We start from the raw sequence: 15459 nt of genomic DNA on the forward strand, positions 1-15459 counted from the left end.
TACACTTATAATCCTATCCATGTTCGAAGAAGAAAAAAATCGTCCAGACCGCATCACCCAATTACCTGTATATAATAAAGCGGAAGAAATCTACTTTCTCGTCAATCGCATGCTTACAGGTTCCTATGCTGACGAACTAGAAGAATCGGAAGACATGGAAGACATAGAGTCTGATGTAATCGAGCGCATGTTTGAGCAAAACAAAGAATTTATGCTCGCTAATGCCATGATGATTCCTTCTAAAATTGCCGGTGCCGAAGGAGCCGATCTTTACGACCTGCGCATGGAAAATGCTGCTGTCATCAGAAAGGCTGCTAGAGAAATAATAACTGATGCCCGTGGTTTACAAATGAATGGGTTCAAAGACATAGAATATCTAGACTTATTGCGCCGTGAGTTAGAAGAATTTCGCGTTTTATTTGCAGAGTGGGTTGCGGGTTTTGATAAAGAAAACTATTGCATCGATCGTTGGGGATTATTCAATCCACCTGGTGTAAATTATAACGACCATGATCCAGATGATGATTTACCGTTTGATCCCGATAGTTTTTTTGGTGATGTATAATTTTAAATACAAATTAGGTAATTGATAAGTTCAACTTTCTGAATGCTAATTGAAATTAAGGAATTACAAGTGATACGTAATGTATTAAAAATCTTAAGCATTCTCATCAATCAATTGCGAGGAGTATAATTTTTACAAAGATTTAAACTGAAAACTAAGTTTTATAAAGTGTGAGTTCCTAACTCAATCATTATTGCTTATTCTTCATTCAGACACACTTTCTACGGACTTTTCTGAGACATCACACCATTTTAAATAGTACTCATAAATCTCATCAATACTGGCACCTTGACGTTTCTTCCAATAAATGGTAAGGTAAAACCATTGCAATCTTAAAACCCCCACTTCCTGATACCTTCTTGCACTTGTAGTGAGCCATTTCTGTATCACGTGATACTTTTGTAATTCGTATAATTTATTAATGAGTAAATAATCCTCATAAATAGGAACGGTAGTGTCATATCCCCCAATTTGCTCATAAAGGTTTCTGGTAATATACTGGCTCTGATCACCACCACGACTTACTTTCCAACTAAACCTAGAAAACCATCCTATAATAAGTAACCACCAGTGCCAGCTGCGAAAACGCATGCGAAAACATCCTGCCGGTTTTCCGGCTGCCACAGCCTTGTAGACCTGCTTATCATAACCTTTAGGAGGGTATGAATCTGCATGTAAAAAATAAAATATATCGTGAATAGCAGACTTTGCACCATTGTGCAATTGAAGGCCGCGGCCCTTGTCTGAGTCCACCGTCTTTACATCTATGTAAGTATAGGCGAGGGTAAACCTCTTTATTTCAAGTAAGGTTTCATCGATGCTTCCACCATCAACAACAATGATTTCCAGTTCTTCTGGATCACCTGCCTGAACAACTAAATGTTCTAATAAATTAAAAATTCCCTGTTCCTCATTGAGAGCAGGAATAATAATGCTCATCATAAGTTCAAATATACGATGAGCATGAAATTTTGGTTTTGAACAATTTTATTGTTTGTTAAGTGACCAGTCGTAATCTTTGTATTCGATGGTTGCACCTTCATTGATTTTTTTATCAGCATACTGATTGATATACTTTATCACAGTTCCAGAGTGAGCTTCAAAATCCTTAGGATAGAAACTAAAAATGCTGCTTAATTTTGGGTTGTTAGGATCGCTTAAATCATTCTTGTCAGAGTTTATGAATTCGTCCGCAGCTTGTTTCATCAAATCGTCGACGTTCTCACCGGTGTAGGCAGTTTTCATTAATTTAGGACAAGAAAAACTAGCACAATTAATTGCAAAATGTATTCTAGGATCGCCCATCTTTTGAAGTACTCCCTTCTCAATATCGGCTAGGGAATAGTCCTTACCATCAACGACTATAAAATTCTTAATCCACACCTGTCCAAAAGGCCCTTTGATGTCCTGAATGCTTCCCGGCATATCATTATCAATGATTATATCAAGCGTTGACGCGTTGTAAAGATTGATGTAATAGGCAAATTGTTCCCCAGTTTCCCAGTCAGCTTTTGGTTGATTTACACTTAAGTAAACCAGGTAGGATTTCAATGCTGCTTGCTCTTCAGCTAGTCCTTCATAATCTACAAATCCGGCTTCATTTACATATTTATTCAAGAGCGCGTCAAAATTAGAATGATCGAGTTGTGACCTACTGGTCTCAATTTTTTCACCTTTAGTAAGTTGATCATAATGTAATCCACCAGATCCTACACAAGATGCGGCAATAAACAGAACGGCTAATAAATATGCAATTTTTTTCATGGGAGTTCGCTTTCGCGAAAGCGGAATCGTTACCGCTTTCATTGTACATGTAATCTACGGGAACGCAATAGTTATGGTTTTAAGATTAACAGTAGAATAACATTAGAGGCTCTCAATCAGACCTTTAAATAGAGCTACCATTTTAGGCTCTGCTTTCCCGGCAGTTTCTATAATATCAGGAACACTAACCGGTTTTAAATTATCTGGATCACACTCATCTGTCAACACAGAAATCGCACTTACTGGAAGTTTCAAGTGGTTTGCCACGATAATTTCGGGAACCGTGCTCATCCCCACAGCATCTGCACCCATAATTTTCAACATGCGGTATTCTGCACGGGTTTCTAGTTGTGGTCCTACAACACTTGCATATACTCCTTCATGCAATTCAATGTCATTTTCCTTGGCGAGATCGCGTAATTTCTGATTCATTTCTTTATCATAAGGCGTGCTCATGTCTGCAAATCGATCACCGAATTCGCTCACATTCTTAAACGCCAGCGGACTCCCACCCTGCAAATTAATATGATCATCAAGCAACATTAAATCACCTTTTTTCATATCAAGATTAACCGCTCCGGCTGCATTTGAAACCAACAACTTTTTGATTCCTAGACCATGCATCACTCTAATGGGATAGGTGATATCCATAAAATCATATCCCTCATATAAATGAAATCTTCCTTGCATCACTACTACTTTCTTACCTGCAAGATCGCCATAGATTAATTTTCCAGTGTGAAACTCTACGGTCGCGAGTGGAAAAGATGGTATGTTATTATAATGTGCTACGTGAGCATTTTCAATCTGATCGACCAGTTTGCCTAATCCAGTACCTAAAACGATACCGATCTCTGGCTTTTCAAAACCGTGCTGGATCAAGTAATTAATGGAATTGTCTAGAAGTTTTCTGCTTTGCATATCTTAATTTAATAGTATTTGAAAATCTGGATGGTCTTTGATATCGGCTTCTGTGTCAACATCGTTGCGCTCCTCCAATTTTACGTAATTTATATCCTTCAGGTTTTTTAGAGTTTCTTCTAAAACGGTAGAAGTTCCCCATTCTTTATTTTCAAAGATACCTTTCGGAATCTTCTTGTTGAAACCCAGCAAGTAATATCCGCCATCTTCTGCAGGGCCTATAATAGCATCTTGACCATTCAATTTCTTGAAGGCCTCATCAATTTCTAGTGCTGTCAAATCGTACATATCAGAACCTATAATTATTACATTTTCATGCTTTTTCATGGCCTCTTTAAATGCATAGTTCATGCGCGCTCCCAGGTCTGAACCTTTTTGCTCGTACTTTTCATAAGCTAAATTATCCCAATCATCATTTTGATGGACACGCTCTGAATACCACACCTGCTTTACTCCATAAATATTTTTTGTGATAGCTCTGGTATGTTCTAATAGAAACTTATAAATTTCCAATGCTTTTTCATCGCCTAGCGTAGCAGCCAGCCGACGTTTTCCCTTACCCAATTCTGGATTACGGGTAAAAATGATCAAACAATTATTCATGGATTAATACTTTAGAAACAAACCTTAGAAGTTTTAGTTTTTGAGAGTTGGAAGATATATACTAAGAACTATAATATGAAAATAATATTCCTCAAATTGTTAATTGCTATTTCATGATAAGCGATGAACACAAAATTAAGAATCGTATTGCGATGCTGACTCGAGTTTGTGGTCAATTGAAAAACATCGATATTTCACTTGAATTTAATACGACTTTGAGCATTTTGACATCTTACTGAAAATAGGTAGAAAGATAGAAACAACTCATTTCTTGATACGCTTTTCGTTCTGCTTTACAAAAGAAGCCCAGCCTGAATAGCTTTTCCCCACTTCTACCCTGCCACTAGAATAAAAATGACAAACTGCAGCGGCAAGTCCGTCCGTCATGTCTAGGTTTTTAGGAAGTTCTTTGAGTAGCAGCGTGCTTTTGAGCATTAACGCAACTTGTTCCTTACTGGCCGTTCCTTTTCCTGTAATGGATTGTTTTATGCGGCGCGGAGCATATTCAGTAACCGGTATATCGCGAGAAAGCCCTGCTGCCATGGCAACACCTTGAGCGCGACCTAATTTAAGCATGGATTGCACATTCTTTCCAAAAAAAGGAGCTTCTAGAGCGATCTCGTCAGGATGATGGGTATCGATCAACTCAATCGTGCGTTCAAAAATCATCCGTAGTTTAACGTATGGATCTGTTATTTTGCGCATGTCAAGCTCGTTCATTTGTACGAACGACATGGTTTTACCCACGACTTTTATGATGCCAAATCCCATGATCAAGGTTCCTGGATCGATCCCTAAAATGATACGTTCTGTTGCCAATTGTTGTAATTTCATGCCGTGAATTGCATGTCAAACAAATCTAAGCATTTCCTGCTGCAGGCCTGCAAAATACTTGTGATCTTATCCTGTTTGAGCTATTTGGGCTGGCAGTTGAGACTGGAGAAATTCAACTGGAACGCGGTAAATATATTTTTATCAGACTTGCCCACCTCTCTTTATTTTTTGCTGCCGTTACTATCTATTTTAAGTTGGTTTGTCGAAAGTTACAAGTGGAAACTTTTAGTTCAGGATTTGAGAAGTTTACGCTTTCGCGAAAGCGTGATTCAAAACTTTACCGCACAAGCCGCAAGTTTTATCACACCTCTTAAAGCCGGCGAATTTGCTGCGAAAGCTTTTTATTTCCCCTATAATATTCGTAAAAAAGTATTGAAAGCCGTGCTTGTGGGGAATTTAAGTCAAATGGCCGTCACGGTTATTCTAGGTACTGCAGGAATTGCCTTACTTATTGAAATACAATTCATTGCGACGGTCATTATTGCAGGAGGCGCCGGGTTGGTCATATTGTTATCTCGCTCGATCTTCCAATGGTTTGATTATCGCGGTGCTAATATTGCTACAATTACAGGAATTTCCTTTTTTAGATACGTGATTTTTTCAAGTTGCTGGATTCTGGTTTTACTGACGATTTCAAACGTATCCATTTTACTGATTCTGGGTTCCATTACTGCAATGTATTTAGCGGCATCAATCGTACCCACGATACAGCTGTTTGACGTATTTCTCAAATGGAGCATTGCTTCTTTTTTTGTAGGCTACCTTGACATTTCCCTAGAAAGTATGACGGCTATCGTGGCCATCATCTGGTTAAATAATACCGTACTGCCAGTTTTATTAGGGTGTATCCTGCTAGCCTTTCAACGGTTTCCTAATGTAGCAACTGTATGAGCTATTTTGTGATCCTATTCAGTTTTGGGTATGTCATAACCTTATTGTGCCTAGCCATGCCAGCATTGCGATACAGACCATTAATGATTACTCGTAAAACATCGCCTTTGAATCAACAAGCGTTTTCAATTATTGTCGTTTACCGTAATGAAATCAATAATTTACCTAGCCTGCTAGCTTCCTTAAAAGCGCAGTTCTATGATTGGGATTTCATAGAATTAATTTTTGTGAATGATGCTTCTACTGACGGAAGCCCAGCAATCATCGAACAATTTTCTGCATATAATCCCTCGATTGACATCAAGCTTTTAGATAGAATTCCAAACAGTAACAGTGCTAAAAAAGACGGAATCACGCAAGCTGTCGACATCTCCAAATACGACCATATTCTTCTAACAGATGCAGATTGCATACTCCCTACAAAATGGATAAGTGCTTTCAATAATCATTATAAAAACTATGCAGACGCTCTTCTTGTCGCTGCACCCGTTAATCTCTACGGACACGGCTTCATTGCAGCACTACAACAATTAGAAATGATGGCGCTGCAAACAATTACTGCTGGAGCTTTTGCTTTACGTCAGCCCTTTATGTGCAATGGAGCTAATCTATCGTTTAGAAAAGATGCTTTTATCGAGGTCAACGGGTATTTAGGGAACGATCATCTTTCTAGCGGCGATGATATTTTCCTTCTAGAAAAACTTGCCGCTGAAGATGTTTTGCAATGCCAATATTTGAAAAATGCTGATGCCATGGTACAATCAGCCTCAAAAACCGGATGGAAAGAATTGATACAGCAACGAGCGCGCTGGGCGCGAAAAGGAAAAGAAACAAAAAGCTTGCTTAATAAACTTGTTGCTTTTCAAGTGGGAGCGATGAGCTTGATATTTATACTTAGCCCACTCTTCTGGTGGTTAGAGCTAGTTTCTTTTAAATTATTGATTAGTATCTATCTACTTAAATTTTTTACCGATTTTGTGGTACTGGTGATTGGAAATCAATTTTTAGAAATGAAAAAATGGAGCGGTTATTTCTTTCCTAACTTTTTTGTTTACCCGTTTATTGTTGTTGCTATAGGTTTAAAAGGCTTGCAAAAACTAGACTGGCATGACCGTATTATTGATCGGAATGAGCATTTATAGGTTGTACAACTACTGGGACTAAGTAAGAAGATGCCACGGGAACACCTTGTTTTAAAGCACTATCAATTTTAGGCAAATCCACTAGTTTACTATTTAAGGTAGAATCCATAAACGTGCGGTCTAGGTGATTTGCACAATAAGCAATGCTATCGTAGCGTATTTGACCTTTATCAGTCACAGTAAATACTGCCACGAGGCTGTCTTTTTGCTTAATCTCCATATTTAAGGTATCAGTTGACAGCCTTGTTTGAATCAGCTCATGCATTCTCGCATAAAAACAATCTGATGTTGTTTCCAGTTCATCGCAGTCTACAAATTGTGGAAAAACATCAACGCTTTTTGTATCTAGATTTTTGAATCGATCCATTGCTTGTGTCGTCGCCTCATCATTCTTCTGCGTCTCTGTTTTACAGGAATTGAGAAGTAGTAAACTTATGATAGCTAGAAATAATCGCACAATAGATATGTTCTGGAAGATTCTCATTAATTACTCTCGCTCATAAATAATTCTTTTTTCAAATCACTGATTCTGAAAGTGACCAGCTCTCCATAACTGCTTGATTCTCCAAATTTATTCAAATAACGCTCATAATAACCTATGATGGCTTTCTTATCCTTAAAGTATCTATCCGCAGCCACAGCAAACTGATAAGCGATGACCGCATCTTCAGCATTTTCTTCATAAGCAAGCTTCATGGCATCAAAGGTGCCCTTATAATCTTCCTGCGCTGCCTTAATGGATGCCAGTTGCAAATATTCTTGATCAATTGCAGGCCGCCTGAATAAAATACAATATTCAATGGCATCTAGAGCTTTATCATATTCCTTGAGCCTCAAATGTGCTCTAGATTTCATAAAGTATATATCTGCGTCCCTTTCTTGATACTGTTTTAAAAAGATGTCAAAATTTTCAATCGCTTTTTGCCATTGAGCGTCTTCAAAATAGGCCAGTCCCAGTGTCTTGCGGTTAAACTCCGTATCATTATTGATCTCAAATAAGTGTTCAAGATGTTCAATCGCTTTAGAATAAATTTTTGCACTGTAAAAAGCCTGGGCGATCAAACTATTGAACTTAATATCATCTGGGTTTTCATTTAGTACTTCTTGGGAATATTTTATAGCTGGAAAGGTCTTTCGCTTTTTAATTAACAATGCCACCAGTTCCATCCGGGCGCTGCGATAATCAGGATTTAGTTTTAGAACATTACCGTAAATCTCCATCGCTTTCTCGTCAGATTTTAAAAGTTCCAAAATTTGACCTTTATAAAATTGATAGGTCGCATTTTCTGGAAACTCTTCTACCAATTGATTGAAAAGAGAGAAGGAATTTATAGGATCGTTAGTGCTCAAATGCAGTCGCGCAAGATCAAATCGAGGTTTCACAGCAGTAGAATCTTCTTTCAAACCTATCTGGTAGGCAGTCATCGCTTTTGTGGTATTACCGGTGACTGTATAGGCTTTGGCCAACTTGAACTGTAGATTAGGAGTCAGCTCTGATGCTTTGTAAGCAACAATTGCGTTACTATAATCTCCTATTTCCATAAGACTGTCTCCCACTCTTTCCTGTGCAGAAACGGAAACTATCGCTACTAAAAAAAAGCTAATGACCATTAGATTGTTAAACATGTATCGCATTTTTAGGCATAATTATTGAAAACTAAACTAACTAAATTAATCATTATGAAAAAGATACTACTACTTCTCGTGATAGCCGCAGGATTTACCGCTTGTGAAGGCGATCAAGGACCACCAGGAATACCTGGTGCAGATGGTGCTAATGGTGCAAACGACCGCGCTCAATCGTTCAATACAACCATTAACTTTAGTGCACCCGATTATTCACAACTAGTGCGTTATCCAGAAAGTATCGACGTTTTTCCTGGAGATATGACATTAGTTTACATAAGATTTGAACAAGTTCCTGGAAACAATGGCGGCCAGGTTGATGTTTATAGATTATTACCACAAACTTTGTACACAGATTTTGGTGAATTTCAATATAATTATGACTTCACAAACGGAGATGCCACCATCTTTTTAACGGGTCCTGATTCTACAGATTTTAACAATCTAACTACAGCAGATTTAGACAATCAGCAGTTTAGAATTGTTATATTACCCGTAGAACTTGTTAGTAGCTCTACAGTTGATGTTACAGATTACCAAGCTGTTATGGAACTGGCGGATTTAAGTGCAGCTGATGTTATAGAGATCCAAAACTAAAATCTCAAATTTTTACCTAAGAAAGCGGCTCAACAGAGTCGCTTTTTTTATGCGTCATGTTTTCTTCCAGCCAGGTCGCAACACCGTCTTTCTTATGATGTCCTGCTGTGTAACGAGCGGCACTGCGCACCTGTTCCTTACCATTCTCAACCGCAACACCGTACCCTACTCCAGCAAGCATTTCGATATCGTTATAATTATCGCCAAAAGCTGCGACGCTCGACATATTAATTTCTGGGTATCGCTTTTTCAAAAGAATTTCTAATGCTGATTTTTTTGAGATCCCTTTAGGTGATATTTCTGTATAGGAATCTTTTGACCGGTATAAATGGAGCACTGAGGCTGATAACTCTTCCGCTTTCGCGAAAGCGGAATCCATTTTATCCTTATTGCCCATAAACATGATTTTATGCGCACCGCCTTGTTCTATAGTTTTCTCAAAATAAGCCAAAGAGGTCGACAAGGATTGCACGGTAGGCTGTGTGCGAGTATTATGAATCTCGCGGGCCGTCCATTCATCATGCTGCTCTACAAACCATTCTTGATTCCTATAAAGACTCACGTGCAAACTGTTTTCAACGCCTATTTTAACCATTTGATGGATCAATGCCAGGTCGATGCTTTCTGTGTGTAGCACCTCATTATTGTGTAAAACAAGTGCACCGTTGTAGCAAATAAGCGGTGAATTCTGAATATTTAATGCGTCTTGCAGATAATACATCGCTTGCGGCATGCGTGCAGATATCAATATTTTAGGAATGTTGAGGTTATTAAAAACCCGGGCAGTATTGCTAGAGATAAATCGATTGTCATCGAGCAATGTTCCATCAATGTCTGTAGCTATAAGTTGTATCATCCTGCTAAAATAAAAAAAGACGCTCTATCGAGCGCCTTCTTGAAAATAAATCCAAACAAATTATTTAATTCCCTTAATGGCTACATAGTCTACAAAAATGGTTTCTGCATCTGCGGTTCCCCAAAGCTGCATTAACACCCTCCCATTTACAGCTCTTGCTGCAGGAATGGGAACTTGAACGGTTATCCACTGGCTTACCTGTGCCGCTGGACCTTGCTCGAATACTAGAGCATCACCTAAACCATCTGCAGTTTCCCAATACACAAAAAACCCTTCTTCATCTTCATAGGTCTGCCCCATGAAATAAGAGATTTCCAAAACTAGATTAGTCGTTCCCGCCGGTATCATTAATTCATCAAAACGAACTTCTAATGTCCCATCAAGATCAGAACCAAGGTAACCTTGTGTTCCATTGACAAATCTGGTTTCAAAGGAATCAGGGTCAGTTTCCATATTTTCATTGCTGAATACTCCTATGGCCTCTCCTCCTAAATCCACAAGGTTTGATGCAAGTGAAGATGTATCAAACCCCATTTCTGCACCTGTACGAGTCCAGTCTACTAATGGATCCGTGGAGTTAGGAGTTGCAACTTGAGAATTTACCTGCTCCACAGTAGGTGTCTTAGGAAATGTCCTGTCGCCTACAAAAGTGGTAACCTCTTCAAAACTAGTTTCACCAAAGGTGAATAAATCGTCTTCATTAATTGTCAAAACAAGTGCACCAGTTTCTGGAGCATCTGGAGAACCTAAAAGAAACCCTTTAGGATCGTCAATCTCAAAATTTATGGATCTATTTCCAACAGAAAGATCATTATCTATTAAGTCGATCAATGGTACCTGCACTGTAGCTTGACCAGATGGAAATACGATTGTTCCAGATCCAGCAGGAAGCGTATAGTCTGTACCTGCTATTGCCGGTCTTCCCGTCGCAGGTGCACTGATGGTATAATTTAGCGAGAGTTCTTTATTGATGTCTCCAGTAGATCTGGTTATCATCACCAGAACAGGTCCACCACCGGCTTCAGAAACGCCTATGGCACTACTTTCAAAAGCTAGGTAATCAAACTCGCTAGATAAGACAACATCGTTTTCAGTATCGTCACAGCTTGAAAATACGATGAACCCCAAGCTTAAAATTAAATATTTATACAATTTCATAATATTGATTTTTAATAACCTGGATTAGGTTCTATGTTAGGATTGCGATTCAATTCATCTAGCGGTATAGGCAAAATTGTAAAATTGCCTTGAGCCGTTATACTTAAAGGTGGAAGATCTTGTCTGAATTTTTGGAAATCACGTTTGGTTCTAGTCAAATCAAACAATCTAAATCCTTCAAATGCAAGCTCTTTGCGTCTCTCTAGTATTATTTTATTTATCAAAGCTTGCCCTGTTTCTGTAGAAGGTGCGGCAGATCCATCTGCTCTAGTTATAATTGCATCAAGTGCTCCCTGCGCCATCGTTTCCTGTCCAGGCTGTCTTGCATGAGCTTCTGCTTTGATAAGAAACATTTCAGATAACCTCAAAATCGGAATATTGTCGGACTGATTTTGCGTATCTGGATATTTCAAAATACTAAATTCTAATCCATTAGGAGCTCCTTGTTGCTCGTAAAGCCCATTGCGAACGTCTGTGGCTTCAAACTGGCTTAAGAAATCCGGAGTTGGAAAAGCATCATCGTAGCCGTTATAAAAATATCCAACAGAATCAAATCCAGAGTTGTCGGTCAAGATATTTGCAACTGAAAATATTGTTTCAGAACTTTTTTCTGCGGACCATGAAGATATATAGCTGCCATTACTCACAAGGATAGCCCCAGAAGAATTGATAACATTAGATGCTCGAGCTTCTGCCTGTGGATAATTACCCATGTTAAGATATACTCTCGCAAGTAAAGCTTCCGCAGCCCAAACGTCCGCTCTAAACACATCACTGGTAGCGTCCATTAAGGTAATGGCTTCCTGTAAATCAGAAACAATTAAGGCATAAACCGCAGCTGTTGTAGCTCTCGCTGGAGAAACAATACTGTTACCGCCCAAAGCTTCTGCATCTGGAATAGGCACTCCTAAATGACTTGCATCATTCGTAAAATTATAGGGCTGCGCGAAAAACTGTTGCATGGTAAAATAAGCTAGCGCTCTAACAAATTTCGCCTCTCCCTTATACTGATTAGCTAATGCCAACTCAGAGTCCGGGAAATCAACATTTTCAACTTCTCTTAAAATGATAGTAGTTTGGGCTATTATTCTAGCGAGATCATTGTAAAGAGACTCTACATTACCATTATCATCCTGTACCGTGTAGTCATCAAAAAATAAATACCTTCCCGTATTGTTGAAGGCATCCAAATACAGATTATCAGACATCAAATCTGGTAGTAGCGTTGCGGTTCTATTGAATAAATCTGAATCGCCTAATAAGCCATAACTCCCATTAACGGCTAAGTCCAAAGATTCTAGATCAGTTATTACTTCTCCTGCAGGAATGGAAGTTGACAATCTAAAGTCCAGTGTGTCGTCACATGCTGTAATAAAGAAAAGAAGGACGAATAATTTTATAAATATTTTATTTTTCATTTTAAGCTTTTTATAGTGAGACATTAATACCAAATAGAAACGTTTTTGGTATTGGAATTTCCTGATCTACCCTACCGGATAAACCTGCTTCTGGATCACGCTCTAAACGATCATCTTTACGATAAGTAGCAAGATTTGATCCTCTTAGGTAAACTCGCATTGAGCGCAATTTGACCTTGTCTAACAATGCTTCTTGAAAGTCATAGGATAATTCAATATCACGCAACCTAAGGTACGTACCATCATAAATAAATCTACTAGAAGAGGAGCTAGACGGTGAACCGTTTCCATATACAAAAGCAGGAACATCAGTCACATCACCAGGGTTCTGCCATCTGCGATCGTAGGTGCCCCTATTTACGTTACCAGAATCAGATAACCTTCTAGACCCATCAGAGTTTGTAAACCTCGCCCAGGTGTCATAAATAAGTCCACCATGCCTGTAATACAAATTAACTGAAAGCCCTACACCCTGATAGCTAAAGGAATTTCTTAACCCTGCCGTCCAGTCTGGAGTAGAGGATCCTATAATAGCTTGGTCTGCCTGAGCATAATCATAGGTCGTCGCACTTCTTGTTCCATCGGTATAGAATAAAGCTCTACCGTTAGCTGGATCTACACCAGCATAAACCGGGAGATAAAATGTATTAACGTCTTCCCCAACGGCCGTCAAACTGGTAGCTCCTAAAATGGGTATATTATCGTTACCTAATTCAGTAACTTCATTTTCGTTCTTAGTAAAATTGAGGTTTGTCGTCCATTCAAAGCCATTGTTTTGACTCACAATATTTCTAGACTTAATTGATAATTCTACACCTCTATTTAAAATCGCTCCTATATTTCCAGGAACTGTGGTGTCTCCATTACTAGCACTTACAGGGAAGTTATCTCTTAACAAATCTTGATTGTCTTGCCTGTAGAAATTCAATGATCCTTGAATGCGGTTTCTTATAAAAGCAAAATCAAGACCTATATCAATATTACTTTGTGTTTCCCATTTAATATCAGGGTTTCCAAAGCTAGAAAAAAACCGCCCAGGTTGCCCATTGTATTCTGTCGCAGAGAAAATTGATATAAAATTACTTTGACCAATATTTGCGTTACCTACCTGTCCAAAACTGCTTCTTAACTTCAAATCATCTATCCAGTCTACATCAGACATAAAATCTTCCTTAGCCAGATTCCAACCTAAACCAACAGAATAAAAAGTTCCAAAGCGGTTGTTTGGACCAAAAACATTGGCTCCATCCCGTCTTATTGAGAAACTAGCAAGATATTTACTGTCGTAGGCATATTCTGCATTTGCAAATACAGAGTTAAAACCAGCAATACCTTTACTCGTAGAAGCATCAGATGGTACTGCTGCGTTTGCTAGATCTTCAAATCCATTTAGGATATTTTCTGCAGAAAGCGAGCTAAACTTATTTCTAGTTCTAATAACTTCATAACCAGCAAACGCGTCCAATTCATGAACATCATTCCATTTACGATTGAAAACCAGTAGATTCCTCCAGTTCCAAGTAAATAAGAAGTTACTGGTCTGTGAACCATCTCCTAGCTCTCTAGCATCACCAAAACCTTTTGGACGTCTTGTGAAATTATCGACAAAACTATAATTCAATGCAATTTCAGATCGGACAGTTAAGAAATCAAATAGATCATACTCTGCATTAGTGCTTAGAACCGCACGATAATCAATGTTTCTTCTGATCTCTTGCTCTGCTTGTGCTATAGGATTGTGTGTATTGTTGAATCCAAAATTAAAAGTTCCATCTTCATTATACGGACTGATATCTGGTCTTATACGATAGATGGCTCGGACTGGATTAGCAAATGCTCCTCCGTCAGGACGAACGTTCATAATGTTTTTAGCAAGAGATATTCTAGGACTCAATCTAAATCTTTCTCCTCCTTTAATGTCCATGTTCAAACGAACGTTCATACGTTCATTACTACTAGCTATGATTGTTCCTTCTGTTTTCTGATAACCACCAGATAAATAGTAGGTCGCATTATCACCACCACCACTTAAGGATACATTGTGTTCTTGATAAGTACCTCTTTGAGTCAGTAATCCATACCAATCTGTATTAGTATTAGGATCAAACCCATTGTCTGTTAAGAATGTTAAGGCACTAGCACTATCAGGACGCAATCCTGCGTTTACAACTCCCTCTTGCAGCAATTCCTGAAGCTCTGGCGTACCCAAAGGTTTATTCTTATCTGCTGTTGATGGATCTGAATACCCAACGTTTGAACTGAAACTTACTCTCATTTCTCCGCTTCTTCCTTTTTTAGTAGTTATAACAATAACTCCATTAGCAGCTCTCGTTCCATAAATAGCTAGTCCTGCTGCATCTTTAAGAATTTGAAGAGAGGCAACATCGTTAGGATTAATTTGAGCGATTAATTGTGCGTCATCTGTCTGAAATCCATCTATAACATATAAAGGTGAGGACCCTTGGAATGTTCCAATACCTCTAATATTTATACTAGGTGTTGAACCTGGTTGTCCCGTAGAAGAAACAACATTTAGCCCACTAGCTGCACCTTGAAGACTTTCTATCAGGGAAGCTCTAGGAGCTCCAGCAACCTCATCAACATCTACAATTTGAGTTGCGCTTGTCGAGCGTGATTTTTCGATCTGGGAATAACCTGTGATAATAATTTTATCCAGTTCATTAAGCGATTCTGAAAACGTAACATTTATTTCAGTTTTATCACCCACTACTACCTCAGCAGATTGATATCCTACATAGGAAAACAAGAGAACATCCGTACTCGATGCTTGAAGCTGGTATTTACCGTCAAAATCGGTAGAGACTCCGTTTGAAGTATTTTTAATAGAAACAGTAGCTCCTAATACCGGTAATCCATCAGGTCCGGTGACCTGTCCATTTACTGTCCTGACCTGGGCAAAAACCGCGCTAGTAAGGAAGAAAAGAATCAATAGCAAAGTAAAGTTCTTCATGAGAGTTGATTTTTTATGTTAGTCAAGCAATGAAATTATAATAAATTTATCAATAATTGATGTTTTAAGTTAAAATATACTTAATATAATAATTATTTAATGGTTGTTTGCTT

General features: G+C 38.5%; 15 protein-coding genes. 4 read left to right on the forward strand and 11 right to left on the reverse strand.

The genetic code is table 11. From position 1 onward, the window contains the following. Positions 1-19: 19 nt before the first annotated feature. Positions 20-565 carry a hypothetical protein gene (locus tag IQ282_RS01705; protein ID WP_194850218.1) on the forward strand — a complete coding sequence of 182 codons (546 nt, stop codon included), beginning with the start codon at positions 20-22 and terminating at the stop codon, positions 563-565. 204 nt (positions 566-769) lie between these two features. Here the strand turns inward: IQ282_RS01705 and IQ282_RS01710 are convergent, their stop codons facing one another. From IQ282_RS01710 to ruvC, 5 genes are all read right to left on the reverse strand, one after another. After that, positions 770-1507, reverse strand: a complete 738-nt coding sequence (locus IQ282_RS01710) for a TIGR04283 family arsenosugar biosynthesis glycosyltransferase (RefSeq protein ID WP_194850219.1) — start codon at positions 1505-1507, stop codon at positions 770-772. A gap of 45 nt (positions 1508-1552) precedes the next feature. After that, positions 1553-2371: a DUF547 domain-containing protein gene (locus IQ282_RS01715; protein WP_228547181.1), complete on the reverse strand. Its 819-nt coding sequence runs from the start codon at positions 2369-2371 to the stop codon at positions 1553-1555. A gap of 60 nt (positions 2372-2431) precedes the next feature. Then, the gene (locus IQ282_RS01720) at positions 2432-3250 is read right to left on the reverse strand and encodes a purine-nucleoside phosphorylase (protein ID WP_194850220.1); all 819 of its coding nucleotides are present in this window, start codon (positions 3248-3250) and stop codon (positions 2432-2434) included. 3 nt (positions 3251-3253) lie between these two features. Continuing rightward, on the reverse strand, positions 3254-3853 hold the full coding sequence (locus tag IQ282_RS01725; RefSeq protein WP_194850221.1) for a TIGR04282 family arsenosugar biosynthesis glycosyltransferase: 600 nt from the start codon (positions 3851-3853) through the stop codon (positions 3254-3256). A gap of 264 nt (positions 3854-4117) precedes the next feature. Then, a complete protein-coding gene (ruvC, locus tag IQ282_RS01730; RefSeq protein WP_194850235.1) occupies positions 4118-4672 on the reverse strand; it encodes a crossover junction endodeoxyribonuclease RuvC in 555 nt (184 codons plus the stop codon). A gap of 27 nt (positions 4673-4699) precedes the next feature. Between ruvC and IQ282_RS01735 the strand changes: the two genes are divergently transcribed. Further along, positions 4700-5578: a hypothetical protein gene (locus IQ282_RS01735; RefSeq protein WP_194850222.1), complete on the forward strand. Its 879-nt coding sequence runs from the start codon at positions 4700-4702 to the stop codon at positions 5576-5578. Continuing rightward, entirely contained in the window at positions 5575-6720 is a 1146-nt protein-coding gene (locus IQ282_RS01740; protein WP_194850223.1) for a glycosyltransferase, read from the forward strand. The genes IQ282_RS01735 and IQ282_RS01740 overlap by 4 nt, the downstream gene beginning before the upstream one ends. Here the strand turns inward: IQ282_RS01740 and IQ282_RS01745 are convergent. Beyond that, positions 6695-7177, reverse strand: a complete 483-nt coding sequence (locus tag IQ282_RS01745) for a hypothetical protein (protein WP_194850224.1) — start codon at positions 7175-7177, stop codon at positions 6695-6697. The two genes, IQ282_RS01740 and IQ282_RS01745, sit on opposite strands and share 26 nt — an antisense overlap. Before the next feature lie 26 nt (positions 7178-7203). Beyond that, positions 7204-8346 (reverse strand): tetratricopeptide repeat protein, encoded by a 1143-nt coding sequence (locus IQ282_RS01750; protein WP_194850225.1) that lies wholly within the window; start codon positions 8344-8346, stop codon positions 7204-7206. Between the two features lie 54 nt (positions 8347-8400). Here IQ282_RS01750 and IQ282_RS01755 point away from each other — a divergent pair, with 54 nt between their 5' ends. After that, positions 8401-8943 (forward strand): dihydrolipoamide dehydrogenase, encoded by a 543-nt coding sequence (locus tag IQ282_RS01755; protein WP_194850226.1) that lies wholly within the window; start codon positions 8401-8403, stop codon positions 8941-8943. A 16-nt stretch (positions 8944-8959) separates the two neighbouring features. On the opposite strand, the gene IQ282_RS01760 is transcribed toward IQ282_RS01755, so the two are convergent. The 4 genes from IQ282_RS01760 to IQ282_RS01775 are packed head-to-tail and all read right to left on the reverse strand — an operon-like array spanning position 8960 to position 15346. Further along, a complete protein-coding gene (locus IQ282_RS01760) occupies positions 8960-9799 on the reverse strand; it encodes an HAD family hydrolase (RefSeq protein ID WP_194850227.1) in 840 nt (279 codons plus the stop codon). A 60-nt stretch (positions 9800-9859) separates the two neighbouring features. Next, positions 9860-10957: a hypothetical protein gene (locus IQ282_RS01765; protein ID WP_194850228.1), complete on the reverse strand. Its 1098-nt coding sequence runs from the start codon at positions 10955-10957 to the stop codon at positions 9860-9862. Between the two features lie 11 nt (positions 10958-10968). Next, complete coding sequence (locus IQ282_RS01770) at positions 10969-12375, reverse strand: RagB/SusD family nutrient uptake outer membrane protein (protein ID WP_194850229.1); 1407 nt, start codon at positions 12373-12375, stop codon at positions 10969-10971. Positions 12376-12385: 10 nt separating this feature from the next. Then, complete coding sequence (locus IQ282_RS01775) at positions 12386-15346, reverse strand: SusC/RagA family TonB-linked outer membrane protein (protein WP_194850230.1); 2961 nt, start codon at positions 15344-15346, stop codon at positions 12386-12388. Positions 15347-15459: the final 113 nt, after the last annotated feature.

This window comes from Nonlabens antarcticus (genome assembly GCF_015356755.1).
Classification (GTDB): Bacteria; Bacteroidota; Bacteroidia; order Flavobacteriales; family Flavobacteriaceae; genus Nonlabens; species Nonlabens antarcticus.